This window comes from Kitasatospora purpeofusca (assembly GCF_042691725.1).
In the GTDB taxonomy this organism is placed as follows: domain Bacteria; phylum Actinomycetota; class Actinomycetes; order Streptomycetales; family Streptomycetaceae; genus Kitasatospora; species Kitasatospora purpeofusca_B.
Map to the genome: position 1 here is coordinate 3,118,404 of NZ_CP170483.1, position 26,497 is coordinate 3,144,900.

Annotated in this window: 29 protein-coding genes; 9 read left to right on the plus strand and 20 right to left on the minus strand. The window is 73.6% G+C overall.

Features of this window, described 5'->3' with window-relative positions:
- Nucleotides 1–6 precede the first annotated feature (6 nt).
- The 3 genes from ACFCLZ_RS13010 to ACFCLZ_RS13020 are packed head-to-tail and all read left to right on the plus strand — an operon-like array spanning nt 7 to nt 2,155.
- The gene (locus ACFCLZ_RS13010) at nt 7–792 is read left to right on the plus strand and encodes a metal ABC transporter ATP-binding protein (RefSeq protein ID WP_380285061.1); all 786 of its coding nucleotides are present in this window, start codon (nt 7–9) and stop codon (nt 790–792) included.
- Nucleotides 789–1,709 carry a metal ABC transporter permease gene (locus tag ACFCLZ_RS13015; RefSeq protein WP_380285062.1) on the plus strand — a complete coding sequence of 307 codons (921 nt, stop codon included), beginning with the start codon at nt 789–791 and terminating at the stop codon, nt 1,707–1,709. The genes ACFCLZ_RS13010 and ACFCLZ_RS13015 overlap by 4 nt, the downstream gene beginning before the upstream one ends.
- Nucleotides 1,710–1,744: 35 nt before the next feature.
- Nucleotides 1,745–2,155: a Fur family transcriptional regulator gene (locus tag ACFCLZ_RS13020; RefSeq protein ID WP_380285063.1), complete on the plus strand. Its 411-nt coding sequence runs from the start codon at nt 1,745–1,747 to the stop codon at nt 2,153–2,155.
- Between the two features lie 87 nt (nt 2,156–2,242).
- On the opposite strand, the gene ACFCLZ_RS13025 is transcribed toward ACFCLZ_RS13020, so the two are convergent.
- The 4 genes from ACFCLZ_RS13025 to leuA form a co-directional block, all read right to left on the minus strand.
- Nucleotides 2,243–3,088: an isoprenyl transferase gene (locus ACFCLZ_RS13025; RefSeq protein WP_380285064.1), complete on the minus strand. Its 846-nt coding sequence runs from the start codon at nt 3,086–3,088 to the stop codon at nt 2,243–2,245.
- A gap of 4 nt (nt 3,089–3,092) precedes the next feature.
- The gene (gene recO, locus ACFCLZ_RS13030; RefSeq protein ID WP_380285065.1) at nt 3,093–3,839 is read right to left on the minus strand and encodes a DNA repair protein RecO; all 747 of its coding nucleotides are present in this window, start codon (nt 3,837–3,839) and stop codon (nt 3,093–3,095) included.
- 195 nt (nt 3,840–4,034) lie between these two features.
- Nucleotides 4,035–4,544 carry a TerB family tellurite resistance protein gene (locus ACFCLZ_RS13035; protein WP_380285066.1) on the minus strand — a complete coding sequence of 170 codons (510 nt, stop codon included), beginning with the start codon at nt 4,542–4,544 and terminating at the stop codon, nt 4,035–4,037.
- Between the two features lie 425 nt (nt 4,545–4,969).
- Entirely contained in the window at nt 4,970–6,760 is a 1,791-nt protein-coding gene (gene leuA / locus ACFCLZ_RS13040) for a 2-isopropylmalate synthase (RefSeq protein WP_380285067.1), read from the minus strand.
- A 359-nt stretch (nt 6,761–7,119) separates the two neighbouring features.
- On the opposite strand from leuA, the gene ACFCLZ_RS13045 reads away from it, so the two are divergent.
- Entirely contained in the window at nt 7,120–8,148 is a 1,029-nt protein-coding gene (locus ACFCLZ_RS13045) for a M4 family metallopeptidase (RefSeq protein WP_380285068.1), read from the plus strand.
- Between the two features lie 67 nt (nt 8,149–8,215).
- A complete protein-coding gene (locus ACFCLZ_RS13050) occupies nt 8,216–8,482 on the plus strand; it encodes a protealysin inhibitor emfourin (RefSeq protein ID WP_344337572.1) in 267 nt (88 codons plus the stop codon).
- A 5-nt stretch (nt 8,483–8,487) separates the two neighbouring features.
- On the opposite strand, the gene ACFCLZ_RS13055 is transcribed toward ACFCLZ_RS13050, so the two are convergent.
- The 15 genes from ACFCLZ_RS13055 to hrcA form a co-directional block, all read right to left on the minus strand.
- Nucleotides 8,488–9,201, minus strand: coding sequence for an alpha/beta fold hydrolase (locus tag ACFCLZ_RS13055; RefSeq protein WP_380285069.1), 714 nt, complete (start codon nt 9,199–9,201; stop codon nt 8,488–8,490).
- Between the two features lie 41 nt (nt 9,202–9,242).
- A complete protein-coding gene (gene era, locus ACFCLZ_RS13060; RefSeq protein ID WP_380285070.1) occupies nt 9,243–10,172 on the minus strand; it encodes a GTPase Era in 930 nt (309 codons plus the stop codon).
- Between the two features lie 55 nt (nt 10,173–10,227).
- Nucleotides 10,228–10,389 (minus strand): hypothetical protein, encoded by a 162-nt coding sequence (locus ACFCLZ_RS13065; protein WP_380285071.1) that lies wholly within the window; start codon nt 10,387–10,389, stop codon nt 10,228–10,230.
- Nucleotides 10,390–10,515: 126 nt separating this feature from the next.
- Entirely contained in the window at nt 10,516–10,881 is a 366-nt protein-coding gene (locus ACFCLZ_RS13070) for a cytidine deaminase (RefSeq protein WP_380285072.1), read from the minus strand.
- Nucleotides 10,882–10,950: 69 nt separating this feature from the next.
- Nucleotides 10,951–11,490, minus strand: a complete 540-nt coding sequence (locus ACFCLZ_RS13075) for a DUF4383 domain-containing protein (protein ID WP_380285073.1) — start codon at nt 11,488–11,490, stop codon at nt 10,951–10,953.
- Between the two features lie 30 nt (nt 11,491–11,520).
- Nucleotides 11,521–11,757, minus strand: a complete 237-nt coding sequence (locus ACFCLZ_RS13080; RefSeq protein ID WP_380285074.1) for a hypothetical protein — start codon at nt 11,755–11,757, stop codon at nt 11,521–11,523.
- A gap of 33 nt (nt 11,758–11,790) precedes the next feature.
- Nucleotides 11,791–13,116 carry a hemolysin family protein gene (locus tag ACFCLZ_RS13085; protein WP_380285075.1) on the minus strand — a complete coding sequence of 442 codons (1,326 nt, stop codon included), beginning with the start codon at nt 13,114–13,116 and terminating at the stop codon, nt 11,791–11,793.
- 19 nt (nt 13,117–13,135) lie between these two features.
- Complete coding sequence (ybeY, locus tag ACFCLZ_RS13090) at nt 13,136–13,630, minus strand: rRNA maturation RNase YbeY (RefSeq protein WP_380285076.1); 495 nt, start codon at nt 13,628–13,630, stop codon at nt 13,136–13,138.
- Nucleotides 13,631–13,644: 14 nt separating this feature from the next.
- Nucleotides 13,645–14,769: a PhoH family protein gene (locus tag ACFCLZ_RS13095; protein WP_380285077.1), complete on the minus strand. Its 1,125-nt coding sequence runs from the start codon at nt 14,767–14,769 to the stop codon at nt 13,645–13,647.
- A gap of 200 nt (nt 14,770–14,969) precedes the next feature.
- The gene (locus ACFCLZ_RS13100; RefSeq protein ID WP_380285078.1) at nt 14,970–15,890 is read right to left on the minus strand and encodes a ribonuclease Z; all 921 of its coding nucleotides are present in this window, start codon (nt 15,888–15,890) and stop codon (nt 14,970–14,972) included.
- 5 nt (nt 15,891–15,895) lie between these two features.
- Nucleotides 15,896–16,249 (minus strand): histidine triad nucleotide-binding protein, encoded by a 354-nt coding sequence (locus tag ACFCLZ_RS13105; RefSeq protein WP_380285079.1) that lies wholly within the window; start codon nt 16,247–16,249, stop codon nt 15,896–15,898.
- Nucleotides 16,250–16,379: 130 nt separating this feature from the next.
- The gene (locus ACFCLZ_RS13110; protein WP_380285080.1) at nt 16,380–19,622 is read right to left on the minus strand and encodes a S41 family peptidase; all 3,243 of its coding nucleotides are present in this window, start codon (nt 19,620–19,622) and stop codon (nt 16,380–16,382) included.
- Nucleotides 19,623–19,703: 81 nt separating this feature from the next.
- Entirely contained in the window at nt 19,704–20,453 is a 750-nt protein-coding gene (locus tag ACFCLZ_RS13115) for a 16S rRNA (uracil(1498)-N(3))-methyltransferase (protein WP_380285081.1), read from the minus strand.
- 81 nt (nt 20,454–20,534) lie between these two features.
- Nucleotides 20,535–21,674, minus strand: a complete 1,140-nt coding sequence (gene dnaJ, locus ACFCLZ_RS13120; protein ID WP_380285082.1) for a molecular chaperone DnaJ — start codon at nt 21,672–21,674, stop codon at nt 20,535–20,537.
- Nucleotides 21,675–21,747: 73 nt separating this feature from the next.
- Complete coding sequence (gene hrcA, locus ACFCLZ_RS13125) at nt 21,748–22,782, minus strand: heat-inducible transcriptional repressor HrcA (RefSeq protein WP_380285083.1); 1,035 nt, start codon at nt 22,780–22,782, stop codon at nt 21,748–21,750.
- Between the two features lie 274 nt (nt 22,783–23,056).
- Between hrcA and htpX the strand changes: the two genes are divergently transcribed.
- Genes htpX through ACFCLZ_RS13145 form a run of 4 tightly spaced genes read left to right on the plus strand, consistent with a single transcriptional unit; the run spans nt 23,057 to nt 26,262 of the window.
- Nucleotides 23,057–23,977: a zinc metalloprotease HtpX gene (htpX, locus tag ACFCLZ_RS13130; RefSeq protein WP_380285084.1), complete on the plus strand. Its 921-nt coding sequence runs from the start codon at nt 23,057–23,059 to the stop codon at nt 23,975–23,977.
- A gap of 30 nt (nt 23,978–24,007) precedes the next feature.
- Nucleotides 24,008–24,595, plus strand: a complete 588-nt coding sequence (locus ACFCLZ_RS13135; RefSeq protein WP_380285085.1) for a hypothetical protein — start codon at nt 24,008–24,010, stop codon at nt 24,593–24,595.
- Nucleotides 24,596–24,637: 42 nt separating this feature from the next.
- On the plus strand, nt 24,638–25,408 hold the full coding sequence (locus tag ACFCLZ_RS13140; RefSeq protein ID WP_380285086.1) for a DUF2785 domain-containing protein: 771 nt from the start codon (nt 24,638–24,640) through the stop codon (nt 25,406–25,408).
- Between the two features lie 20 nt (nt 25,409–25,428).
- Entirely contained in the window at nt 25,429–26,262 is an 834-nt protein-coding gene (locus tag ACFCLZ_RS13145) for a DUF3097 domain-containing protein (protein WP_380285087.1), read from the plus strand.
- Here ACFCLZ_RS13145 and ACFCLZ_RS13150 read toward each other — a convergent pair.
- Nucleotides 26,253–26,486: a hypothetical protein gene (locus tag ACFCLZ_RS13150; RefSeq protein ID WP_380285088.1), complete on the minus strand. Its 234-nt coding sequence runs from the start codon at nt 26,484–26,486 to the stop codon at nt 26,253–26,255. The two genes, ACFCLZ_RS13145 and ACFCLZ_RS13150, sit on opposite strands and share 10 nt — an antisense overlap.
- Between the last annotated feature and the right edge of the window lie 11 nt (nt 26,487–26,497).

Below are 26,497 nucleotides of genomic sequence, written 5' to 3' on the forward strand. Positions count from 1 at the left end.
ACCGGCATGACTCCCCCGACACCGACACCCCCGGCCGTCCGCCTGCACGACGCCGTCGCCTCGCGCGGCGGGCGCCCGGTGCTGCGCGGCGTCGACCTCACCGTCCGCCCCGGCGAGGTGGTCGCCCTGCTCGGCGCCAACGGCTCCGGCAAGTCCACCACCGTCAAGGCCGTCACCGGCGCCGTCCCGCTGGAGCGCGGCGGCCTCGAACTGTTCGGCACCCCGCTCGCCCGCTTCCGCGCCTGGCACCGGATCGGCTACGTCCCGCAACGCACCACCGCCGCCTCCGGCGTCCCCGCCACCGTGCGCGAGGTCGTCGCCACCGGCCGGCTGCCGCTGCACCGGCTGCTGCCGCTGCGCCGCGCCGACCGCGCCGCCGTGGACCGCGCGCTGGCCGCCGTCGGCATGCTCGACCGGGCCCGCGACGGCGTCGCCGACCTCTCCGGCGGCCAGCAGCAGCGGGTGCTGATCGCCCGCGCGCTGGCCGGCACCCCCGACCTGCTGATCATGGACGAGCCGATGGCCGGCGTGGACGCCGCCAGCCAGCAGGTGCTCGCCGACACCCTGCGCGCCGAGGTCGCGCGCGGCGCCGCCGTCCTGCTGGTGCTGCACGAACTCGGCCCGCTGGAGCCGCTGATCGACCGCGCCGTGGTGCTCCGCGACGGCTGCGTCGCGCACGACGGCCCGCCCGTCCCCAACACCGGCCTGCACGCCCTGCCCGGCCACGACCACGTCCACCCGCACGCCGACCACGGCCACGACCACGAACGGATCCGGGGACTGCTGTCATGACCGAGATGCTCAGCTACGACTTCATGCAACGGGCGCTGATCGCCGCCGTGCTGGTCGGCATCACCGCCCCCGCCGTCGGCATCTACCTGGTGCAGCGCCGCCAGGCCCTGATGGGCGACGGCATGGGCCACGTCGCGATGACCGGCGTCGGCCTCGGCTTCATCTTCCAGACCAGCCCGGTCTGGATGGCCGTGCTGGTCTGCGTGATCGGCGCCGTCACCATGGAGCTGGTCCGCTCGCGCGGCAACCAGCGCGGCGACATCGCCCTCGCGATGCTCTTCTACGGCGGCATGGCCTGCGGCAAGCTGCTGGTCTCCAAGTCCGCCCAGGCGGGCGCCGGTTCACTGGAGAGCTACCTCTGGGGCTCCATCCTGACCGTCTCCCCCGCCGACCTCGCCACCATCGCCGCGCTCGGCGCCGTCGTCGTCGCCGTCACCCTCGGCCTGCGCCGCCAGCTCTTCGCGATCTGCCAGGACGAGGACTTCGCCAAGGTCACCGGCGTCCCGGTGCGGCTGCTCAACCTGCTGCTCGCGGTGATGGCCGCGGTCACCGTCACCGTCGCCATGCGGGTGGTCGGCCTGCTGCTGGTCAGCGCCCTGATGGTGGTCCCGGTGGCGGCCGCCCAGCAGCTCACCCGCTCCTTCGCCGCGACCCAGGCCGGCGCCATCGCGGTCGGCGTGATCGTCGCACTGGCCGGCGTCACCGGCTCCTACCAGCTCGACGTGCCGTCCGGCCCGGCCATCGTGCTGCTCGCCATCGCGGTGTTCGCGGTGTTCAGCGTGATCGCCGCACCGCTCGCCCGGCGCCGCCACCGCCGCGCCCCCGACACCGGGCCGCAGGTCTGCGACGTCCGCCTGCCGGAGCCGCAGCGGGCCGACGCGATCACTCCGGCGCCCGGTGCGGGGCTGGCACAATGAGGTGCCACACGCCCACACCACCAGGAGGACCCACGGTGACCACCGCAGGCCCGTCGCCGCGAGCCCGATCGACCCGGCAGCGCGCCGCCGTCTCGGCGGTCCTGGACGAGATCGAGGACTTCCGCAGCGCGCAGGAGCTCCACGACATGCTGAAGCACCGGGGCGACTCGGTCGGCCTCACCACCGTCTACCGGACGCTCCAGTCGTTCGCCGACGCCGGCGAGGTGGACGTCCTGCGCACCGCCGACGGCGAGGCCGTCTACCGCCGGTGCAGCAGCGGACACCACCACCACCTGGTCTGCCGCCAGTGCGGCGCCACCGTCGAGGTCGAGGGCCCCGCCGTCGAGCGCTGGGCCAACTCGGTCGCCGCCGAGCACGGGTTCAGCGACATCGCGCACACCCTGGAGATCTTCGGCACCTGCGCGGAGTGCGCCAAGCGCGGCTGAACCGCGCCGCGGACGACACGAGGGCCCGCGGGAGTCACCTCCCGCGGGCCCTCGCGCGCATCACCGGGCGCGCATCACCGGGCGCGCTCAGCGCTGCGCCGGCACCTCGGCGGCCAGTTCGGCCGGCACCTCGTTGGGGATCGCCCCGCCGAACCGGCGGTCGCGCATCGCGAACTGCTCGCAGGCCCGCCACAGGTCGCGGCGGTCGAAGTCCGGCCAGAGCACGTCCTGGAACACGAACTCCGCGTACGCCGACTGCCAGAGCAGGAAGTTGGACGTCCGCTGCTCGCCGCTGGGGCGCAGGAAGAGGTCCACGTCCGGCATGTCCGGGTGGTAGAGGTACTTGGCGAGCGTCTTCTCGTTGACCTTCTTCGGGTCCAGCCGGCCCGCCGCCACATCGGCCGCGATGGCCGCCGCGGCGTCCGCGATCTCGGCCCGGCCGCCGTAGTTGACGCACATGTACAGCGTGACGGCGTCGTTCTCCCTGGTCTGCTCCTCGGCGACCTGGAGCTCCTGGACGACGCTCTTCCACAGCTTGGGCATCCGGCCCGCCCAGCGCACCCGCACGCCCATCGCGTCCATCTCGTCGCGGCGGCGGTGGATGACGTCCCGGTTGAAGTTCATCAGGAACTTCACCTCGTCGGGTGAGCGCTTCCAGTTCTCGGTGGAGAACGCGTACAGCGAGACGTTCTTCACGCCCAGCTCGATCGCGCCCTTCAGCACGTCCAGCACGACGCCCTCGCCGACCTTGTGGCCCTCGGTGCGCGGCAGCCCGCGCTCCTTCGCCCAGCGGCCGTTGCCGTCCATGACGATCGCGACGTGGCTGGGGACCAGCTCGCCGGGGATCTTCGGGGGCCGGGCGCCGCTGGGGTGCGGGGTCGGGGGAAGGTACTCCCTCTGCTTGCCGCCGCCGAAGAGCCGTCGCGCTGCCATGTGCTCACTTCTCCACGTATCTCATCGAGCGGATGCCCCGCTCCAGGTGCCACTGCAGATAGGCCGCGACCAGGCCGCTGCCCTCCCGCCAGTACCTCGGCTCGCAGGCGTCGGCCGTCTGCCAGTCCCCTGACAGCAGCGCCCCGAGCAGTACCAGTGTCTCAGGGGAGGGTACGGCACATCCGGGCACGCGACAGTCCGGGCAGAGCACGCCGCCCGCCTGGAGCGAGAAGAACCGGTTGGGGCCCTCCATGCCGCACTTGGCGCAGTCGTCGAAGCTCGCGCCGTACCCGTTGACCGCGAGCGACCGCAGCAGGAAGGCGTCCAGCACCAGGTGCGACTCGTGCAGCCCGGCCGCCAGCGTGCGCAGGCCCCCGACCAGCAACAGGTACTGCTGGACGGCCGGCTGGCCCTCGTTCTCGGCGAACCGCTCCGCCGTCTCCAGCATGGCCGTGCCGGCGGTGTAGCGGCCGTAGTCGGCGACGATCGAGCCGCCGTACGGGGCGATCGTCTCCACCTGGGTGCACAGCGGCAACCCGCGCCCGATCAGCTCACTCCCCCGGCTGAAGAACTGCACGTCCACGTGCGAGAACGGCTCCAGGCGCGCGCCGAACTTCGACTTGGTCTTGCGCACCCCGCGCGCCACCGCGCGCACCTTGCCGTGGTGGCGGGTGAGCAGGGTGATGATCCGGTCGGCCTCGCCGAGCTTCTGCGCCCGGAGCACCACGCCGTCGTCCCGGAACAGGCTCATGCGCCCGCCTCGCCGCAGCGGGCCCGGCGGTCCTCGAACAGTGTGGACATCCCACCATTGTCCCCCAGCCGCCCGGCCGCGACCGACAGCCGTGTGCCCGCACCGGGCCGTGGGGGACCGCCGAACGGTGCGGGTCACGGCGGGCCCGTCGGGCCCGGGTTGTGGGGGTCCGGGGGGAATTGTCGGATACGCCCTCTAGTACGGCGCCCGGGTCGCCGCCTCCAGCAGCTGCCCCACCCGCGCCTGCGGCAGGTCCAGGCAGCGCCCGACGGCGTCCAGCGCGTCCCGCTCCTGCGGCCGGTACCGGCCGTCGGCCAGGGCGATCGCCGCGCCCTGCAGCAGCAGCCGCTCCCGGCCCGGCTGGGCCAGGTGCGGGGCGAGCGGTTCGAGCACCGCGTGCAGTTCCACGGCCAGCCCGCCGGCCATGCCGTGCGCGTCGTACAGTTCGCCGCCGAGCCCGGACAGCGCCGCCAGCGCGGCCAGCACCTGGGCCTCGCCGCAGTCCTCGAACCCGGCGTCCCGGACCGCCGCGCAGGCGGCCTCGCGGGCCGCGCGGTGCGCGGTGCCCCCGGCGGCCAGCAGCGCCAGCGCGACGGTGTACTGCGCGTCGCGCAGCATCCCGCCCAGGCGCACGCAGGTGGGCTGCTCCAGGCTCTCCACCCCGAACCGGCCGTGGCAGCTGGTGCACTGCACGCTGCCGATCACCGGTCCGAGCGGAAGCACCGGGGTTCCGAGCAGCCGCAGCCACCGCCGGCCGTGCTGCCGGCGGTAGTTGCGGTCCCCGCCGCAGCCTGGACAGAAGAAGTCACCGAGAACGTCAGTCCGCCACCGCGGGCGAACACCCCACATCCCTGTCACGGCGCCCACTCCCCAGACATGGCAGGCGGCCTGCACAACAATGGGCAGGTCACGCGACCGGCCGCCGGGCCGTCCCACCGACCCGGCTTTCCGGTGGGACGATGTTGCCACGGTTGCCGACACGTGTCAGTACTTCGAACGGCCCGATCCCGGAAAAAATGTGGCGCAGGACACAGCGGGCGCGCCCCCTGCCCCGGGACCGCCGGGCCCCGCCCGGGAACGCCGCCGGGCCGCCCCGAACGGGACGGCCCGGCCATGACCACTCCTACGAACTACCCGCGCCGCGCCCGGTTGACGGCGCTGATCATCGCCTTCAGCGAGGCCAGCACGGTGTTGCCGTCGATCCCGACGCCCCACAGCACCCGGCCGTCCACCGCGCACTCGACGTACGCGGCGGCCTGGGCGTCGCCGCCCTCGCTCAGCGCGTGCTCGGCGTAGTCCAGCACCCGTACGTCCACGCCGATCTGCGCCAGCGCGTCCGCGAACGCCGAGACCGGGCCGTTGCCGGTCCCGGCCAGGGTGACCGGCACGCCGTCCACCACGGCCTCGGCGGTCAGCGCGTCCCGGCCGTCCTCGGTGGTCAGGGTGCGCGAGCCGCTCAGCGAGATCCGGCCCCACGGGTTCGCCGTGGTCGGCAGGTACTCGTCCTCGAAGACCCGCCAGATCTCGGCCGGGGTGACCTCGCCGCCCTCGGCGTCGGTCATGGTCTGGATGATCCGGGAGAACTCGATCTGCATCCGGCGCGGCAGGTCCAGCTTGTGGTCGTTCTTCAGCACGTACGCCACGCCGCCCTTGCCGGACTGGCTGTTGACCCGGATGACCGCCTCGTAGGTGCGGCCGACGTCCTTCGGGTCGATCGGCAGGTACGGCACGCCCCAGGTGTGCTCCTCGACCGGCACGCCCGCCGCGGCCGCGTCCGCCGCCAGGACGTCGAAGCCCTTCTTGATGGCGTCCTGGTGCGAGCCGGAGAAGGAGGTGTACACCAGGTCGCCGGCGTACGGGTGGCGCGGGTGCACCTCCATCTGGTTGCAGTACTCGGCGGTGCGGCGCACCTCGTCGATGTCGGAGAAGTCGATCTGCGGGTCGATGCCCTGCGAGAACAGGTTCATGCCCAGGGTCACCAGGTCGACGTTGCCGGTCCGCTCGCCCTGCCCGAACAGGCAGCCCTCGATCCGGTCGGCGCCGGCCATGTAGGCCAGCTCGGCGGAGGCGACGGCGGTGCCCCGGTCGTTGTGCGGGTGCACCGACAGGCAGACGAACTCGCGGCGCGACAGGTTGCGCGACATCCACTCGAACTGGTCGGCCTGGACGTTCGGGGTGGCCCGCTCGACGGTGGCCGGCAGGTTCAGGATGATCTCGCGGCCCTCGCCCGGCTGCCAGACGTCCATGACCGCCTCGCAGACCTCCAGCGCGAAGTCCAGCTCGGTGTCGACGAAGATCTCCGGCGAGTACTGGTAGCCGAAGACGGTGTCCTCGCCCAGCAGCTTCTCCGCGTACTCCATCACCAGCCGGGTGCCGTCGGTGGCGATCGCCTTGGTGGCCGCCCGGTCGTTGCGGAACACCACCCGGCGGAACAGCGGCGCGGTCGCGTTGTACAGGTGCACGGTCGCGCGCGGCGCGCCGACCAGCGACTCGACGGTCTTCTCGATCAGCTCCTCGCGCGCCTGGGTCAGCACCGAGATGGTGACGTCCTCGGGGATCGCCCCCTCCTCGATCAGCGAGCGCACGAAGGCCCGGTCGGTGGCCCCGGAGGAGGGGAAGCCGACCTCGATCTCCTTGTAGCCCATCGCGACCAGCAGGTCGAACATCTTGCGCTTGCGGGCCGGGGACATCGGGTCGATCAGCGCCTGGTTGCCGTCCCGCAGGTCGGTGGAGAGCCAGCGCGGCGCCTTGGTGATCACCTTCGACGGCCAGGTGCGGTCCGGCAGGTCGACGGTGCCGAAGGGCAGGTAGCGGCCGTGCCGCATGCCGGACGGCCGCTGGCGTACCGAGCCGGCGGTGATCGGGGTGGGGCGGTCGACGAACGCGCGGGCGGCGGGAACGGCGGAGCTCTGCTCGGTCATGGAGGTGAGTCTCGGCTTCCTGTGATGCGTGATGCGGGCTGGTCGGGGCGGTGTCCTCACCCGACTCGGCCGGCTTGCTGCCGCTCGCGACCCGTCGGCGGGTCGCCCGAATTCAGCGCGCAGCACAGTCCCCGCGGCGAGGGAGCCGGCCCTTGGTGGACTACAGGCCCTCGACGCGGCAGCTAAGAAGAAGCATCCCGGTGCGCATGATGCGGCCCAGCCTAACCCAGCACCGCGCGACCCCGAAGCGGGCCGCCCGGTCTTCCCACTCCTTGAGACGGCGCGCGGCCGCGGCCGGGCGGCGCGCAATCCCGTCCGCGCCGGTGACAACACGTCATCGATGCCTCACCCTGGGCCACATGACAGCCGAACCGACGCTCTGCGCGATCGTTCCGCCGTACGTCCTGGACCGCCTCGCCGAGGACGGTCACGAGCCCGCCGTCCGCTCCCTCGCCCTCGACGCCGCGCACCGGGCCGCGCGGCTCACCGCCGCCCTCCCCGCCGCCCCCGCCCTCCCCGCCGACCGCCTGGAGCGGGTGATCTCCGACGCCGGGCACCGCGAGCGCCTGCCCGGCCGCACCGTCCGCCGGGAAGGCGAGAGCCCACTGCCCGACCAGTCCGTCAACCACGCCTACGACGGCCTCGGCGACACCTGGACCCTGTTCTCCGCCGTCTTCGGGCGGCACTCCATCGACGACCGGGGCCTGCGGCTGGACGCCACCGTCCACTACGGCCGGGACTACGACAACGCCTTCTGGGACGGCCAGCGGATGGTCTTCGGCGACGGCGACGGCGAGGTGTTCGGCGACTTCACCGCCTGCGTCGACGTGATCGGCCACGAACTCACCCACGGCGTCACCCAGTTCACCGCCGGCCTGGAGTACCGCGACCAGCCCGGCGCGCTCAACGAGTCGGTCTCCGACGTCTTCGGCTCCCTGGTCAAGCAGTACGCGCTGGGGCAGGACGCCGCCGCCGCGGACTGGCTGGTCGGCGCCGGGCTGCTCGCCCCCGGCGTGCAGGGGGTCGCGCTGCGCTCGATGAAGGCGCCCGGCACCGCGTACGACGACCCGCGGCTGGGCAAGGACCCGCAGCCCGCCCACATGCGCGACTACGTGCGCACCGCCCAGGACAACGGCGGGGTGCACATCAACTCGGGCATCCCCAACCACGCCTTCTACCTGCTCGCCACCGCGCTCGGCGGCCCGGCCTGGGAGCGGGCCGGCCGGATCTGGTACGACGCGCTGACCGGCCGCCGGCTGCCCTCCGACGCCGACTTCACCGCCTTCGCCCGGGCCACCGTGGCCGCCGCGAAGGCCCGTTACCCGCAACCGGAGGTGGCCGACACGGTGACCGCGTCGTGGGCGAAGGTCGGCATCAGCCCGTCTTGAGTCGCGCTTAAGTCAAGGTCCGGGAAAACCCCGGCAAACGCCATCGCTGGGTAGCACCATGGACACCATGCGTATCCAGGTGACCCGGACCGGCGGCCTCGCGGGACACGTCCGCCGCGCTGAGCTCGACACCACCGAGCGGGTGGACGCCCCGCATGTGCACGCGCTCGCCCGCGAGGCCGTCGCGGGCGGGCTGCGCACGCCCTCCTACGGGGTGCCGGACGGCTTCCACTACGAGATCACCGTCGACGGCCGGACGGTGCACTGCGCGGACCCCAAGCTCACCGAGTCCCAGCGCGAACTGGTCTCCCTGGTCCTGCGCGAAGGCGCCTAGAGCGGTCAGAGCCAGCCGTCGAGCGAGGCCAGGAAGCCCGGGAGGTCGTCCCGGTGGATGGTGTGGCCGGCCCCGGGCACCGTGCGGACCTCGTAGCCGAGGCCGCGAAGGGTGGCGGCGTCCTCGGGCCCGATCAGCCAGCTGTTGTCGGCGAGCTGCACCAGCGAGGGCACGGCCGGGGCGCCGGGCAGCCCGGCCCGGCCGTGCAGCGCGGAGAGCGCGAGCGCGGTGTCCGGGTCCCACAGCGCCAGGGTGGCCAGCTCGACGTCCACGTCGGCGGCCTCCCAGCGCGGGCTGACCGCGGTGAGCTGCTCCCGGGTGGCCTCCTTGAACCGGGTGAAGACCGCCGGGTCGAACAGGCCCGGCTGGGCGAACCTCCAGGCCGGGTCGGAGTAGACCACCCGGGCCGGCCGCAGCCGCTCGACGGCGTGCAGCAGGGTCAGTCCGCCCAGCGAGTGGCCGATGGCCAGGTCGGCGCCCTGCGGCAGGGTGTCGACCAGGTCCTCGGCGTACCGCTCGGGCCCGTAGCGGTCCGCCGGGGTGGCGCCCTCGCCGCGCGGGCTGGCGCCGTGGCCGCGCAGGTCGACGGCGATCACCCGGTAGCCCCGCTCGGCGAGCGCCGGGCCGACCGACCGCCAGCTGCGGTGGTCGGACATGATCCCGTGGACCAGCAGCGCGACCCGCTCGCCGGTGCCCCACTCACGGGTGTGCAGCTTCATGCCGGGTTTCCCCCTGCCGTGGTCGGGAGCGGTCGGAGGGGTCAGAACCCGAGCTTGCGCAGCTGCTTCGGGTCCCGCTGCCAGTCCTTGGCGACCTTGACGTGCAGGTCCAGGAAGACCGGGGTGCCGAGCAGCGCCTCGATGTGCTTGCGGGCGGTGGTGCCGACGTGCTTGAGCCGGGCGCCCTTGGCCCCGATCACGATCGCCTTCTGGCTCTGCCGCTCGATGTAGACGTTGGCGTGGATGTCGAGCAGCGGCCGGTCGGCCGGGCGGCCCTCGCGCGGCAGCATCTCCTCGACCACGACGGCCAGCGAGTGCGGCAGTTCGTCGCGCACGCCCTCCAGCGCGGCCTCGCGGATCAGCTCGGCCACCATGATCTGCTCGGGCTCGTCGGTGAGGTCGCCGTCCGGGTAGAGCGGCATGCCCTCCGGCAACAGCTTGCTGATCAGCTCGCCGACCAGCTCGACCTGCTTGTCGCCCACGGCGGAGACCGGGATGATCTCGGCCCACTCGATGCCCAGCTCGGCGCCCATCTGGTGGACGGCGATCAGCTGCTCGGCCAGCCGCTTGGAGTCGACCAGGTCGGTCTTGGTGACGATGGCCACCTTGGGGGTCTTCTTGATCTCGGCGAGCTCCTTGGCGATGAACTTGTCGCCGGGGCCGAGCTTCTGGTCGGCGGGCAGGCAGAAGCCGATCACGTCGACCTCGGCCCAGGTGGAGCGGACCAGGTCGTTCAGGCGCTCGCCGAGCAGGGTGCGCGGCTTGTGCAGGCCGGGGGTGTCCACCAGCACCAGCTGGGCGTCCGGGCGGTGCACGATGCCGCGGACGGTGTGCCGGGTGGTCTGCGGGCGGTCGGAGGTGATCGCGACCTTCGTCCCCACCAGGGCGTTGGTCAGGGTCGACTTGCCCGCGTTGGGCCGGCCGACGAAGCACGCGAAGCCGGAGCGGTACGAGGAGGAAGGGGCATTCATGGGCTCCATTCTCCCTGATCACCCCCGCGGGGGCGGACACCGGCCGTCCGGTCGCTCACTTCCTCCCCTTGAAGGCCGCTCCCAGGCCCCAGCCGAGGACGAGCAGCAGGAAGGCGACCGAGCCCCAGAGCCAGAACGGCGACCCGGTCTCCTGCCACTTGCCCATGCCCATCACGCCTGCCAACAGGCCCGCGAAGAACGCGCACGTCCCCAGCATCGCCCAGCCCCCTCACCGCGCCGCTTCCCCGCCCGTCCCCGGTGAGATTATCCGCCGAATTCAGGGGCTCCGGAACGCGCCGGCGCCCGGGGCGCGAACCCCGGGCGCCGTACGGACCGCGCGCTCTCAGCGGGCCCCGACCGAGGCCCGCAGCGCCCCGTCCGGCCCGGCCAGCAACAGCGGGGTGCCCGCGCCGCCGAGGTCCCGCACCGCCGCCAGGTCGGCCTCCGAGGGCTGCTCCGCCTCGGTCACCACGGCCGCCGCCTCCAGCGACTTCGCGCCGCTGGCCACCGCCATCGCCACCGCCGTCCGGACCGCGCTCAGCCGCAGCGACTCCAGCGCGACCGTCCCGGCCACGTACGTGCGGCCGGTCTCGTCACGCACCGCGGCCCCCTCCGCCACGCCGTTGCGGGCGCGGACGGAGCGGGCCAGGGTGATGATCTTCTTGTCTTCGGGGTCCAGCTCGACGATGTCACTCATGCCGAGGAGCATAGGCCCCGGCCCCGGAGGTCCGGCGGGTGCTCAGCGCCCGGCCCCAGTGCCCGGCCCCGGTGCCCGGCCTCAGTGCCCGACCGGGTTGGACGGCCCGGGCCGCATCACCTTCACGAAGGTCTTGGGACCGGCCGGCAGCCCCTGCTCGCCCTTCACGCGCTCGCGCCAGTACGGGTTGTCGTGCGGCAGGTGGCTGCTGACCCGCCCGTACATCCCGAACGCGGTGATCACCACGCCGAAGGCGAAGGCGAAGACCACGTTGTGGATGCCGAAGTTCAGGATGTTGGCGTCCGGCCGTTCGAGCACCGTCAGCCCGTAGAACCCGGAGAGGATGAACAGCACACCGGCCGCCATGTTCAGGTTGGCGGCGAAGTTCCCGCCGACGAACGCGCCGATCACCAGGATCCCGCCCACCACGATGGACAGGACGCTCAGCGCGCCGTTGGTGGACATCCCCGCGATCTCGTTGCCCTGGGTGGACAGGAAGCCCGGGTGGTCGGCGAGCCCCAGGCAGCCGAACACGATCAGGAAGATCCCGCCGAGCCCCGCCCCGATCCGCCAGACCAGCACCAGTTTGTGGTCGACGGGCAGTTCGTCTTGCAGCTTCATGGCGACCTCCGAGGTGGCCGTAGCGCCTGGCTAGCTGTAGGGGTGGGCTCCCTGCATGTGCGGCACCTCGTGCATGTACAGCGAGCCGCACTGCTGGCATCCCCGGAGCCCGGTCCCCCACTCCTGCTCCGGCCGGGTCTCCGCCTCGGCGGGCATGGTCCGGCCGCACAGCGCGACGGCCGGGTCCTTCTCCCGCACGACGTGCCAGACCTTCACCCCGCCCGCGCTCCCCTGCGGGCCGTACTCCGCGCGAAGTTGGTGCGTCATGCCTCCCATCGTCGCTCCGGACGCACCCGAACGCTACTCGCCGGCCTCCCGGCCGGCCCGCGCCCCGGGGCGCACCGGGGCGGCGACCACGGAGCCGATCCGGTTGCGGCGCCCGGCCGAGCTCTCGGCGGTCAGCCGGATCGCGGTCAGGCCGCCCGGGACCTCCTGGGGCACCGGGATCTCGCAGGACGAGCCGGGGATCGGCACCCGGCCCAGGTGCTTGGCCAGCAGGCCGCCGACCGTCTCGACGTCCTCGTCCTCCAGCTCGATCCCGAACAGCTCGCCGAGGTCCTCCACCAGCAGCCGCGCGGTGATCCGGTAGGAACCGTCCCCGAGGTCCTCCACCGGGGGGATCTCCCGGTCGTACTCGTCGGTGATCTCGCCGACGATCTCCTCCAGGATGTCCTCGATGGTGACCAGGCCGGCCGTGCCGCCGTACTCGTCGATCACGATCGCCACGTGGGAGCGCATCTGCTGCATCTCGCGCAGCAGGTCGGCGGCCGGCTTGGAGTCCGGGACGAACACCGCCGGGCGCAGCACGGCGCCGACCTCGTCGGACTCCGAGTCCCGGTTGATGTGGGTGCGGCGCACCAGGTCCTTGAGGTAGACGATGCCGACCACGTCGTCCTCGTTGTCGCCGACCACCGGGATCCGCGAGAAGCCCGAGCGCAGCGCCAGGGTCAGCGCCTGCCGCACGGTCTTGTGCCGCTCGATCATCACCAGGTCGGTGCGCGGCACCATCACCTCGCGCACGATGGTGTCGCCCAGCTCGAAGACCGAGTGCACCATCCGGCGCTCCTCGTCCTCGATGACGTCGTTCTTCTCCGCCAGGTCGACCAGGGCCCGCAGCTCCGCCTCGGAGGCGAACGGGCCCTCCTTGTAGCCCTTCCCGGGGGTCAGGGCGTTGCCGAGCAGGATCAGCAGCCGCGGGATCGGGCCGAGGATCCGGGCCAGCGGCAGCAGCACCAGGGAGGCCGCGGTCGCGGTGGTGAGCGGGTGCTGGCGGCCGATCGTGCGCGGCGAGACGCCCACCGCCACGAAGGACACCAGCACCATCACGCCGAACGCCAGCAGCACGGCCTGCCAGGTCGTGTCGATGGTGCGCACACACACCACGGTGACCAGGACCGCCGCCGCCATCTCGCTGGCCACCCGGATCAGGGTGGCCAGGTTGAGGTAGCGGATCGGGTCGGTGGCCAGGGCCAGCAGCCGGGCCGAGCCCTTGCGCCCGGAGCGCACGGCCTCCTCCGCCCGGAACCGGGAGACCCGGGAGATGCCCGCCTCGGCGCACGCGGCCAGCCAGCCGAGCACGACCAGCAGCACGGCACCGAGGATGAAACTCGTACTCTCACCACTCACAGGGGTTCGGGCTCCGCGCTCAGTGGGTGGTGGGGGCGGGCGAGATGCCGCCGAGGCCCCGCTCGGCCCGCCAGCCGTCGAGGATCGCCTTCTGGAGGCCGAACATCTCGGCCTCCTCGTCCGGCTCCTCGTGGTCGTAGCCGAGCACGTGCAGCACGCCGTGCACGGTGAGCAGCTGCAGCTCCTCGTCCATCGAGTGCTTCGACGGGGCCGCCTTGCCCTGCTGCTCGGCGACCTCGGGGCAGAGCACGATGTCGCCGAGCAGCCCCTGCGGCAGCTCCTCGCCCTCCTTGCCGGGGCGCAGCTCGTCCATGGGGAAGGACATCACGTCCGTCGGGCCCGGGAGGTCCATCCACTGGATGTGCAGCTCCTCCATCGCCGCCCCGTCCACCAGGATCACGGACAGTTCGGACTGCGGGTGGATCCGCATCTTGTCCAGTGCGTAGCGGGCGACGGCGAGGATGGACTCCTCGTCGGCGTCCCAACCGGACTCGTTGGCGATGTCGATCGACATGAGGTGCTGGTTACTCAGCTTTCGGTGCGATGGGACTGTCGGGGTGCGCGCGAGCCGCGCCGCTGGGCGGGCTTGACCGGGAGCCGGCGCTCCTCGGTCTCCTGGGCCTCCTGGCGGGCGTCCCAGCGCTCGTACGCGTCCACGATCCGGCCGACCAGCTTGTGGCGGACCACGTCGGTGCTGGTGAGGACGGAGAAGTGGATGTCGGGCACGTCGGCCAGGATCTCCTGGACGACCTTGAGGCCGCTGCGGGTGCCGCCCGGGAGGTCGATCTGGCTGGTGTCGCCGGTGACGACCACCCGGGAGTTGAACCCGAGGCGGGTGAGGAACATCTTCATCTGCTCGGGCGAGGTGTTCTGGGCCTCGTCGAGGATGATGAAGGCGTCGTTGAGGGTGCGGCCGCGCATGTAGGCGAGCGGCGCGACCTCGATGGTCCCGGCGGCCATCAGGCGCGGGATGGAGTCCGGGTCCATCATGTCGTGCAGGGCGTCGTACAGCGGGCGCAGGTACGGGTCGATCTTCTCGTAGAGGGTGCCGGGCAGGAAGCCCAGCCGCTCCCCCGCCTCGACGGCCGGGCGGGTCAGGATGATCCGGTTGACCTCCTTGGCCTGCAGGGCCTGGACGGCCTTGGCCATCGCCAGGTAGGTCTTGCCGGTGCCGGCCGGGCCGAGGCCGAAGACGATCGTGTGCTTGTCGATCGCGTCGACGTAGCGCTGCTGGTTGAGGGTCTTGGGGCGGATGGTGCGGCCCCGGTTGGACAGGATGTTCGCGGTGAACACCTGGGACGGCGCCGGGCTGTCGGGGTCCTCCGCGGCGCCGCGGAGCATGGCGATGGAGCGCTCCACGGCGTCCTCCGTCAGGGGTTGGCCGGTGCGCAGCACCAGCATCATCTCGCTGAACAGCTGCTTGACGAGGGCCACCTCGGCGCGCGCGCCGGTCGCGGTCACCTCGTTGCCGCGGACGTGGATGTCGGCGGCGGGGAAGCCCTGCTCGATCACCCGCAGCAGCGAGTCGGCGGCGCCGAGCAGGGTGACCATCGGATGCTTCTCGGGGATGACGATCCGGGCGCTGACGCGGCCCTCGTCGGCCGGCTCGGGGCGCGGCTGTCCGTTGGTACGGGTCTGCGATGTGTCACTCATAGGTCGGCGCTGGGGCCTGCCTCATCCCATCCGTGTCTCGTGGTGCCGCTGGGTCTCTCCGGGGCACCAGGGTACGCCGCGCACGTGATCGACGCGGCGGGCGGCGGGGCCGCACCCGACGATGCTGCGGCAGATCGCCCGGGTGGCGCGAGCGGTTTTCCGCGCCGTGCGCACGCCGGGCCCGCGGGGGTGCGGGCGGGTCATGCGCGCCGGGGCGGTACTGGTACCCGGGCGAGGTCCTCGGCAAGCACGATCGGGCCGTCGAAGTGCTTGCGGGCGTCGGCGAGGTGCTGGCCGAGGTCCGGGTAGCGCTGCGAGAAGTGGGTCAGCACCAGGCTGCGGGCGCCCGCCTCGGCGGCGACCTTGCCGGCCTGCCCGGCGGTGAGGTGGCCGTGGTCCTCGGCGAGCCGGACGTCGGCATCGGTGAAGGTGGCCTCGACCACCAGCAGGTCGGCCCGCTCGGCGAGCTCGTGCACGCCCTCGCAGAGCCGGGTGTCCATGACGAAGGCGAACCGCTGGCCGGGCCTCGGCTCGCTGACCTCCTCCAGGGTGACCCGCCGGCCGGCCGCCTCGATCGCGCCGCGCTGCTGGAGCCGGCCGATGTCCGGGCCGCCGATGCCCAGGGCGGCCAGCCGTTCGGGCACCAGCCGGCGGCCGTCCGGCTCGCTCAGCCGGTAGCCGAAGGACTCCACCGGGTGGGAGAGCCGGACGGCCTCCAGCGCGAAGCGGGCGCCGGGCGCCGGCAGCGGGCCGGGCTCCTCGATCGGGCGGGGCCGCAGCACGGCCGTCTCGTGGTAGGCGGTGGCGTATCGCAGCCGCTCGAAGTACACCTCGCCGGAGGCCGGGAAGTAGACGTCCACCGGGTGCGGGACCCGGTCGAGGTTGATCCGCTGGATCACCCCGGCGAGGCCCAGGCTGTGGTCGCCGTGGAAGTGCGTGACGGCGATCCGGGTGAGCTGGGTGGCCGAGACCCCGGCGCGCAGCATCTGCCGCTGGGTGCCCTCGCCGGGGTCGAACAGCAGGCCCTCGCCGTCCCAGCGCAGCAGGTAGCCGTTGTGGTTGCGGTGCCGGGTCGGGACCTGGCTGGCGGTGCCGAGGACGACGAGTTCGCGCTGCGACACGCGGGTCAGACCATGCGCTCGGTCATCGGCCTGCCGCCGAGCAGGTGGACGTGGGCGTGGAAGACCGTCTGCCCGGCGCCGGCGCCGGTGTTGAAGATCAGCCGGTAGTCCTCGAGGCCCTCGTCGGCGGCGACCCGGCCGGCCTCGGCGAGCAGCTCGCCGGCGATCTCCGGCTCCTCGGCGGCCAGCGCGGCGGCGTTCGGGTAGTGGGCGTGCGGGATCACCAGGACGTGCACCGGGGCCTTGGGGGCGATGTCGCGGAAGGCGAGCACCCGCTCGGTCTTGCGCACCACGGTGGCCGGGATCTCGCCCGCCACGATCTTGCAGAACAGGCAGTCGGGCTGCGGCTCGCCGGCCATCGGGTTCTCCTCGCGGGTACGGGTACGGGTACGGGTGCTGGGCGGGTCGGTGCGTACGGCGGCATGCTAGCCGAGCCATGCCGCCGTCCGCCGGGAGCGGGAGGCCGCCCGCCCCCGCTCCGGTCCGCGGCTACCGCCGCCCGGGCAGCTGCGGCGGGGTCTTCGCCGGCCGCTCGGCGAGCGCCGCCAGCGCCAGCCGGACCCCCTCGGCGAGCTGCGGGTCCTCCCCCGCCGCCCACGCGTGCGGCGGGAACGGCACCTCGACGTCCGGGTCCACGCCGTGGTTCTCCAGGCCCCAGCCGACCCGCTCCGACCAGAACGCGTACTTCGGCTGGGTCACCAGGGTGCCGTCGACCAGCGAGTAGCGGCTGTCGATGCCGATCACCCCGCCCCAGGTCCGGGTGCCGACCACCGGGCCGATGCCGAGCGCCTGGATGGCCGCGTTGACGATGTCGCCGTCCGAGCCGGAGTACTCGTCGGCCAGGGCGACGACCGGCCCGCGCGGCGCGTCCTCGGGGTACGGCGCCGGATTGGCGATGTCCCGGGCGACGCCCCAGCCGACGATCCGCCGCGACAGCTTCTCGATCACCAGCTGCGAGGTGTGCCCGCCCCGGTTGCCCCGGATGTCGACGATCACGCCCTCCCGGGCCATCTCCGAGCGCAGGTCGCGGTGGATCTGCGCCCAGCCGGTGGTCTGCATGTCGGGGATGTGCAGGTAGCCGAGCCGGCCCTCGGACAGCTCGCGCACCGCGGCCCGCCGGCCGGCCACCCAGTCGTGGTAGCGCAGCGCCTCGTCGTCGGCCAGCGGCACGACCACCGGGTGGCGCCGGTCGGTGCCGTCCTTGCCGGCCACGGTCAGCTCCACCGGCTGCCCGGCGGTGCCCGCGAGCAGCGGCGCCGGGCCGGTCACCGGGTCCACCGGGCGGCCGTTGACCGCCAGGACGGCGTCGCCCGGGCGGATCGCCGCGCCCGGGGCGGCCAGCGGCGAGTGCGCCCGCGGGTCCGAGGACTCGCCGGGCAGGATCCGGGCGATCCGCCACACCTCGCCGTCGCGGACCAGGTCGGCGCCGAGCAGGCCCTGCCGGCGGGCCGGCTCGGTGTGCCTGCCGTGCGGCACCACGTACGCGTGCGAGGTGCCCAGCTCGCCGTGCACCTCCCAGAGCAGGTCCACCAGGTCGTCGTGCGAGCCGAGCCGCTCCACCAGCGGGCGGTAGCGGGCCAGCACCCCGGCCCAGTCCACCCCGGAGAGGTCCGGGTGCCAGAAGTTGTCCCGCATCAGGCGGCCGTTCTCGTCGTACATCTGCCGCCACTCGGCCGCCGGGTCGACGGTCACCCGCAGCCGGTCCAGGTCGACGTCGACCTCCTCGTCCTCGCCGGACGCCTTGTGGTCGGCGGGCAGGATCCGCAGCTCCCCCTCGTCCAGCACGGCCAGCCGGGTGCCGTCACCGCTCACCGCGAACCCGTCCAGGCCGTCCACCAGCTGCTCGGCCCGGCGCTTGCGGAAGTCGAAGCGCTCCAGGGTGGGCCGCGGGCGCTCGTCCTCCAGCGAGGCCGCCTCGTCGCCCAGCTCGCCGACCAGCGGGACGCGCGTCCACAGCACCCCGTCCTTGGCGGCCCGCAGGGCGCCGAACCGGCCGCCCTCCACCGGGAACGGCACGATCCGGTCGGCGATGCCGTCCAGGTCGACCCGGGTCACCGGCGGCGCGTCGGCCCCGCCCTCCTCGCCGTCCGCCCGCTTGCCCCTGGGCTCGTCCTCCTCGCCGCCGGCCGGCCGCCCGGCCCGGCTCGGCCCGAACGGGTTCGGCGTGTCGGCGGCCAGCGTGATCAGGTACGGGCGGCAGCCGTTGGGGAACGACAGGTCGAAGACGTGCGAGTCGTACACCGGGTCGAAGTTGCGCACCGAGAGGAAGGCCAGGTGCCGGCCGTCCGCGGTGAACGCCGGCGAGGTGTCGATGAACCGCTGCGGGGTCGCCTCGGAGACCGTCCGGGTGGCCAGGTTGGCCAGCACGATCTGGCGCAGCGACCACGGCCCGAGGGCCGGCTGCGACCAGGCCAGCCACGCCGAGTCCGGGCTGAACGCCAGCCCGCCGACCTCGCCGTCGGTGCTGTGCGCCAGCTCGTGCACGGCCCCGTCGGCCAGCGCGACCAGCAGCACCCGGCCGTCGTGCGCGGCGACCGCCAGCTGCTTGCCGTCCGGCGACACCAGCAGCGCGCGGACCCGCCCCAGCCGCCCGGCGGCCAGCCGGCGGCGCTCGGTGCCGAGCACGGCGGGCGCGTACTCGATCGCGTCCTCGCCCCCGGCGTCGGTCACCCAGACCACGCCCTGGGCGCCGTCCTCGCCCGTCGCGGCCGGCACCACCCGGGCGAGGCGGCCGCGCACGCCCGGCGTCTCGTCCAGCACCCGGGCCGGGCCCTCCCGGTGGGTGAGCCAGTGCACGGTGCCGCGCACCACCACCGCGCCGGCCCGGCCGGTGCGGTCCGGGGCGGCGCCCTCCAGCCAGTACGAGGCGGACACCGGGCGGGGGCGGCGGCCGGTGCGCGGGCCGGACGGCCGGACGTCGAGGCGGCGCGGTCCGGCGCCGGCCAGGTCGTCCAGCAGCCACAGCTCGCCGGCGGTGTGCCAGACCACCCGGGTGCCGTCGGTGGCGGCGTCGCGGGCGTAGAAGCCCTCCGGCGAGGTGCCGTGGCCGCGCAGGTCGGAGCCGTCCGGGAGGCTGGAGTACAGGGCGCCGACGCCCTCGTGGTCGGAGAGGAACGCGATCCGCTCCCCCACCCACAGCGGCGACTCGATGTTGCCGTCCAGCTCCTCGTGGACGCGCTCGAAGCGCTCGGCGCCGATCCACAGCCGGCCGGCCCGCCCACCCCGGTACCGCTTCCACCAGGCCGGCTCCACGCCGAACGCCGAGACCAGCAGCGTCCGGTCGCCGCCCGGCTCGTGGGCCAGCCCGCCGACCGGCCCGTAGGGCAGCCTCACCGGCTCGCCGCCGTCCAGCGGCACGGCGTGCGCCCAGGTGCGGCGCAGCGAGGCCTGTCCGGCGGCGGTGGTGGCGATCGGCCGGCCGTCCGCCGTCCAGCCGCGCAGCTGGGTCTGGGCGTCGCCCCAGTAGGTGAGCCGGCGGGACGGGCCGCCGTCCACCGGCGCGAGGTGCACCTCGGGGGCGCCGTCCCGGGCCGAGGTGAACGCGACGTACCGGCCGTCCGGGGAGAACCGGGGCCGGCGGACCGGGACGTGATCGGCCGTCAGCCGCCAGGCCCGGCCGCCGTCCAGCGGGGCGAGCCACACGTCGTTCTCGGCCACGAAGGTGATCAGGTCACCGTGCAGGTGCGGGTGGCGCAGATAGGCGCCCACGGGAGTGCTCTCGGGTTCGCTCACACCCGTCACCCTAGGCAGGGCGCCGCGCCGCGCGCCCGGACTTCACCGACGGCGAACCCCTGCGGGGGACGCCCCCCGGCGCTACGACCAGCGGCCGGTGCGGCCCAGCAGCAGCGCGCCCGCCGCCACGCCCGCGGTGGAGGTGCGCAGCACCGAGGGGCCGAGCCGGTAGGGCTTGGCACCGGCCCCGGCGAAGGCGGCCAGCTCCTCCGGGGAGACCCCGCCCTCCGGGCCGACCACCAGCACCAGGTCCCCGCCGTCCGGCAGCGCGGCCCCGGCCAGCGGCTCGGCGCCCTCCTCGTGCAGCACGGCCGCGAACGCGGCGCCGGCCAGCACCGGGGCCAGCTGCCGGGTGGTCGCCAGGTCGCGGACCTCGGGGAAGCGCAGCCGGCGGGACTGCTTGCCGGCCTCCCGCGCGGTGGCCCGCCACTTGGCGAGCGCCTTGGCACCGCGCTCGCCCTTCCACTGGGTGATGCAGCGCGAGGCCGCCCAGGGGATCACCACGTCCACGCCGACCTCGGTCATGGTCTCCACCGCCAGCTCGCCCCGGTCGCCCTTGGGCAGCGCCTGGACGACGACGATCCGCGGCCGCGGCTCCGGCTCGCGGCGCACGGCCGCCACCGTCACCTCGACCGCGTCCTTGCCGTGCACCGCCGCGACGGCGCCGTCCACGCCCAGGCCGAGACCGTCCGCCAGGGTGAGCGCCTCGCCCGGCTCCAGCCGCTTCACGGCGGCCGCGTGCCGGCCCTCCGGCCCGTCCAGCCGCACCAGCGCGCCGGGCGCGGCGGCGGCGATCCGCTCGGTGTCGACGACGAACACGGGCGCGGTCATGCGGGGAACCTCCGGGGTGGGAACGGGGACGGGGACGCGAAAGGGGTGCCGAGGAAGCCTCGGCACCCCCACGCGGGACGGCTACCGGCCGTTGAAGGCGTCCTTCAGCCGGGAGAACAGCCCCTGCTGCCCGGGCGCGAACTGGCCGGACGGCCGCTCCTCGCCGCGCAGCACCGCCAGGCGGCGCAGCAGGTCCTCCTGCTCGGGGTCGAGCTTGGTGGGCGTCTGCACCTCGACGTGCACTATCAGGTCGCCCCGGCCGCCGCCGCGCAGGTGGGTGATGCCCCGGCCGTGCAGCGGGATGGACTGGCCGGACTGGGTGCCGGGCCGGATGTCGACCTCCTCCACCCCGTCCAGGGTCTGCAGCGGCACCTGGGTGCCGAGCGAGGCCGCCGTCATCGGAATGGTGACGGTGCAGTGCAGGTCGTCGCCGCGCCGCTGGAACACGGTGTGGGTGGTCTCGGCGATCTCGACGTACAGGTCGCCGGCCGGGCCGCCGCCGGGGCCGACCTCGCCCTCGCCGGCCAGCTGGATCCGGGTGCCGTTGTCGACACCGGCGGGGATCTTGACGGTCAGGGTGCGGCGGGCGCGGACCCGGCCGTCGCCGGCGCACTCCGGGCACGGGGTCGGCACGACGGTGCCGAAGCCCTGGCACTGCGGGCAGGGGCGGGAGGTCATGACCTGGCCCAGGAAGGACCGGGTGACCTGGGAGACCTCGCCCTTGCCGCGGCACATGTCACAGGTCTGCGCGGAGGTGCCGGGCGCGGCGCCCTCGCCGCTGCAGGTGGTGCAGGTGACGGCGGTGTCGACCTGGAGTTCCTTGGTGGTGCCGAACGCGGCCTCCTCCAGGGTGATCTCCAGGCGGATCATGGCGTCCTGGCCGCGCCGGGTCCGCGAACGCGGGCCGCGCTGGCCGGAGGCGGCGCCGAAGAAGGCGTCCATGATGTCGGAGAAGCCGAAGCCGGCCGCGCCCGCGCCGAAGCCGCCCGCCCCGCCGCCGTTGGGCGAGAGCGGGTCGCCGCCGAGGTCGTAGACCTGGCGCTTCTGCGGATCGGAGAGCACCTCGTAGGCGGCGTTGATCTCCTTGAACCGCTCCTGCGTCTTCGGGTCCGGGTTGACGTCCGGGTGCAGTTCGCGCGCCAGGCGCCGGAACGCCTTCTTGATCTCGTCCTGCCCCGCATCCCGTCGGACGCCGAGTACCGCGTAGTAGTCCGTGGCCACCAAATGCTCCGCTTGTTCCGCCTGTAGAAGTGCTTGCGACTTCGGGCACCGTCAGATCCGACGGTGTCCGTTCCTACGACTCGGCCAGGATCTGGCCCACGTACCGTGCCACCGCTCGCACCGCCCCCATTGTGCCCGGATAGTCCATCCGGGTCGGACCGATCACACCCAGTTTGGCCACGCTTTCGTCGCCCGAACCGTAACCGACCGAGACGACCGACGTGGAATTCAGGCCCTCGTAGGCGTTCTCCCGGCCGATCCGGACCGTCATCCCGGCGTCCGCGGTCTCACCCAGGAGGCGGAGCAGGACGACCTGCTCCTCCAGCGCTTCGAGCACCGGCTGGATGGTCAGCGGGAAGTCGTGGCCGAAGCGGGTCAGGTTGGCCGTGCCGGCCAGCATGATCCGCTCCTCGCTCTGCTCGGCGAGCGTCTCGAAGAGCGTCGCCAGCACCGTCGTGACGGTCGGCCGGTCGGCCGCCTCGAACAGCGCGGGCACCTCGTCCAGCAGCCCGGGGACGTCCGGGAGCCACTGGCCGGCCGCCCGGGCGTTGACCCGGGCCCGCAGGTCCGCCAGCAGCGTCTCGCCGACCGCGCCGGGGCAGTCCACCAGCCGCTGCTCGACCCGGCCGGTGTTGGTGATCAACACCAGCATCACCTTCGCCGGGGCCAGCGCGACCAGCTCGATGTGCCGCACCGTGGAGCGGCTCAGCGAGGGGTACTGCACCACCGCGACCTGGCGGGTCAGCTGGGCCAGCAGCCGCACCGTGCGGGCGACCACGTCGTCGAGGTCCACCGCGCCGTCCAGGAAGTGCCGGATCGCCCGCCGCTCGGGCGCGCTCATCGGCTTGACCTCGGCCAGCTTGTCGACGAACAGCCGGTAGCCCTTGTCGGTGGGGATGCGCCCGGCGCTGGTGTGCGGCTGGTGGATGTAGCCCTCCTCCTCCAGCGCCGCCATGTCGTTGCGGACGGTCGCCGGGGAGACCCCGAGGTTGTGCCGGTCCACCAGGGCCTTGGAGCCGACCGGCTCCTCCGTCCCCACGTAGTCCTGGACGATCGCGCGAAGCACCGCGAGCTTGCGGTCGTCGAGCTGGCGGACCTCACCGGCCATGGGGCACGCACCTCCGTCTTCACGCGTTGTCCGTTGTGACACGCCGTTGTGGCATGTGTCCGTATTTCGGGCTGTCGGGCCGGCCCCGCGGGGCCCGGCCTTGGCACTCTGAACACCCGAGTGCCAGAACCGTACCTGCCAGTGTAAGGCCCGGGTCCGACGGCAGGAACGGCCCGGCCGGGGTGATCCTGCCCGCAGTTCGCGGCGCGCGGATGATGCCGCGGGCCCGCCCGGGTGGCAGCATCGAAAGCGGACGGCGAACGGAGGAACAGCGATGTCGACCTCGGGCCCGCACACCCGTTTCGCCCCCGACCGCGGCCTGACCGGCCGGATGGTGGGGACGATGTTCCTGATCGGACTGCTGTACGTCGGCTTCACCGGGCTGCTGATCGCCCTGCTGCGCGGTGCCTGGCCGATCATCGTCCTGATCTCCGGCGGCCTGTTCGTCGCCCAGTTCTGGTTCAGCGACAAGATCACCGAGCGGGCCATGGGCGCCCACCCGGTCACCCCGGAGCAGTACCCGCAGCTGCACGGCGCCGTCGACCGGCTCTGCGCGCTCGCCGACATGCCCAAACCCCGGGTCGCCGTCGCCCGCAACGACATGCCGAACGCCTTCGCCACCGGCCGCAACCCGCGCAACGCCGTGGTCTGCGTCACCACCGGACTGCTGCGCCGGCTGGAGCCGGAGGAACTGGAGGGCGTGCTCGCGCACGAGCTGTCGCACGTCGCCCACCGGGACGTCGCCGTGATGACGGTGGCCGGCTTCCTCGGCGTGCTGGCCGGCGCGATGACCAGGATCGCCATGTACGGCGGCTTCATGGGCGGCGGACGCAACAGCAACGACCCCAACGCCGCGATCGTCGCGCTGGTCGTCCCGCTGGCGTCGATCGCCGTCTACGCGATCAGCTTCCTGCTGACCCGGCTGCTCTCCCGCTACCGGGAGCTGGCCGCCGACCGGGCCGCCGCCCAGCTCACCGGCCGGCCCAGCGCACTGGCCTCGGCGCTCACCAAGGTGACCGGCCAGATCGCCGCCATCCCGACCAAGGACCTGCGCCAGGCGCAGGCCTACAACGCCTTCTACTTCGCCCCCGCGCTGAGCGCCCGCGAGGCCGCCACCCAGCTGTTCTCCACCCACCCGACGCTGGAGCAGCGGCTGGCCCAGCTCGCGAAGATCTCCGCGCGGCTCGGCCACTGACCCGTTGACCCTCCTTCCGGAAGGACCGCCGTGGGAATCCTGGACGCGCTGTTCGGCCGCACCAAGCCCGTCAAGCCCGACCTCGACCAGCTGTTCGGGGTGCCCTCCGCCGCGCTGACGCTGGAGGCCGGCGCGGGCTTCCGGCCCACCGGGCTCGGCTCGGTCTGCTTCGCCTCGGTCGAGGGCGGGGCCTTCGACGAGGTCGAGCGGCAGGTCCGGGCGCTGCTCGACGCCGACACCGGGCGCGGCGGCGTCCCCGTCGAGGCGTCCAAGGACGACTACGGCTACTCCTGGCTGCTCGCCCGGCACGCCCCCGAGGAGCTGCCGGACCTGGTCAACGACCTGCACGCGGTCAACAGCGAGCTGGAGGCGAACGGCTTCGGGCCGCAGCTGCTCTGCTCGCTGGTCGGCTTCCGCGGCGCCGACGGGCGGCGGCCGCTGGCCCTGGTCTACCTGTACAAGCGCGGCACGTTCTACCCGTTCGCACCGCTGCCGGGCGGCGGGGAGCGGCGCGACAGCCCGCTGGAGCTGCAGGTCAACGCGATGCTCGGCAACGACCTGCGGCTGGAGAAGGACCTCACCCGCTGGTTCCCCGTCTGGGGCGCCCCGGGGCTGTGAAAACCGGTGGCCGGGGCGGCCGGGGCCTCCTAGGGTCCGGACGTGATCAACTGGACCGAGATCGAGACCGCCGCCCCCACCCCCGGCCTGCTCGCCGCCGTGAGCGCCGCGCTGCGCTCCCCCGACCCGCACGTACGCGACACCCTCGCCTACGAACAGCTGTGCCGCTGGACCCCCCTCCTCACCCCGCAACAGCGCCTCGCCCTCGGCGACGAGATGGCCGAGCGGCTGTCCGACCCCGAGATCCAGGCCCGTACCTTCGCTCCGCTGGTCCTCGCCGAAATCGTCGACGCCGGCGCCCACCGCCCCGCCTGGCTGGACGCCTTCGCCCGCTGGTACGTCGACGAGCGCGACCTGCGCGGCTGGGACCCGGGGCTCGGCTGGCTGCACGCCGTCGCGCACGGCGCCGACCTGCTGGGCGCCCTCGGCCGCAGCCCGCTGACGGCCGACCCGGCGCCGCTGCTGGACCTGGCCTGCGCCCGGCTGCTCGCCCCCACCGACCACGTCCTGGACGCCATGGAGGACGACCGCCTCGGCCGTGCGATCGGCCAGGTCCTCACCCGCCCGGAACTGACCGAGCAGCAGGCGCTGGCCTGGCTCGACCCGATCGCCGCCACCGGCCGGCGCCGGCCCGGCGTCGTCCCCGCGACCGTCTCCAACACCCTGCGCACCCTGCGGGTGGTGTACCTGCTCACCGACCGCGGTGTGCGCCCGGCCCCGGGCGCACGACCGCTGATGCTCCGCCACGCCGACGCCCTGCGCGGGCGACTCGCCGAGGTCCTGGCGATCAACACCTCGTACTACCTCGGCTGACGCCTCGTAGACTCCGGGGAATGCGCAGCCGCCAGTACGGACCCGACCTGACCCCGCCGTGGAAGAAGACGTCGCCCGCCCCGGAGGTGCCCGCCGAGCGGGACCTGGTGGTCGAGGAGGCGGCGAGCGGCTTCTGCGGGGCGGTGGTGCGCTGCGAGAAGACCGCGGAGGGCTTCACCGTCACCCTGGAGGACCGGTTCGGCAAGCACCGGGTCTTCCCGATGGTCCCGCGCGGCTTCCTGCTGGAGGGCAGGGCGGTCACCCTGGTCCGGCCCACCGGCCCGGCCCCCTCGCGCGCCCCGGGCCGCACCGCCTCCGGCTCGGTCGCCGTCCCCGGCGCCCGGGCCCGGGTGGCCCGCGGGTCGCGGATCTACGTGGAGGGCCGGCACGACGCCGAGCTGGTGGAGCGGGTCTGGGGCGACGACCTGCGGATCGAGGGCGTGGTCGTCGAGTACCTGGAGGGCGTCGACGACCTGCCCGCGATCGTCGCCGACTTCGCCCCCGGCCCGGGCCGGCGCCTCGGCGTCCTGGTCGACCACCTGCTCCCCGGCACCAAGGAGCACCGCATCGCCGCCCGGGTCACCGGCCCGCACGTGCTCGTCGTCGGCCACCCCTACATCGACGTCTGGCAGGCGGTGAAGCCCTCCTCCGTCGGCATCCCCGCCTGGCCCGCCGTCCCCCGCGGCGAGGACTTCAAGCTCGGCACCTGCCGCCGCCTGCGCTGGCCCGAGGACACCCCCGCCGCCTGGAAGCGCATCCTGGCGAAGGTGAACTCCTACCGGGACCTGGAGCCCGAACTGCTGGGCCGCGTCGAGGAGCTGATCGACTTCGTCACGCTCCCGGATCAGGAGTAGGTCCGCAACTCCGAGGTGTCGAGGACGACGCCCACCGGGCCCAGCGGGACCGGCTCGCCGAACTCGGTGGTCCGCTCGACGACGTAGTCCGACAGCCCCGAGGCGCTCGCCGGGGTCGGCCCCGCCGCCATCACGAATTCCCCCCTGATGAGCTCGGCCTTGAAGCCTTCCGGGACCTCCAGGTTCTCGAAGATCCCCGTCATCCGGTCATCGATGGCGGTCATTGCGCGCTCCC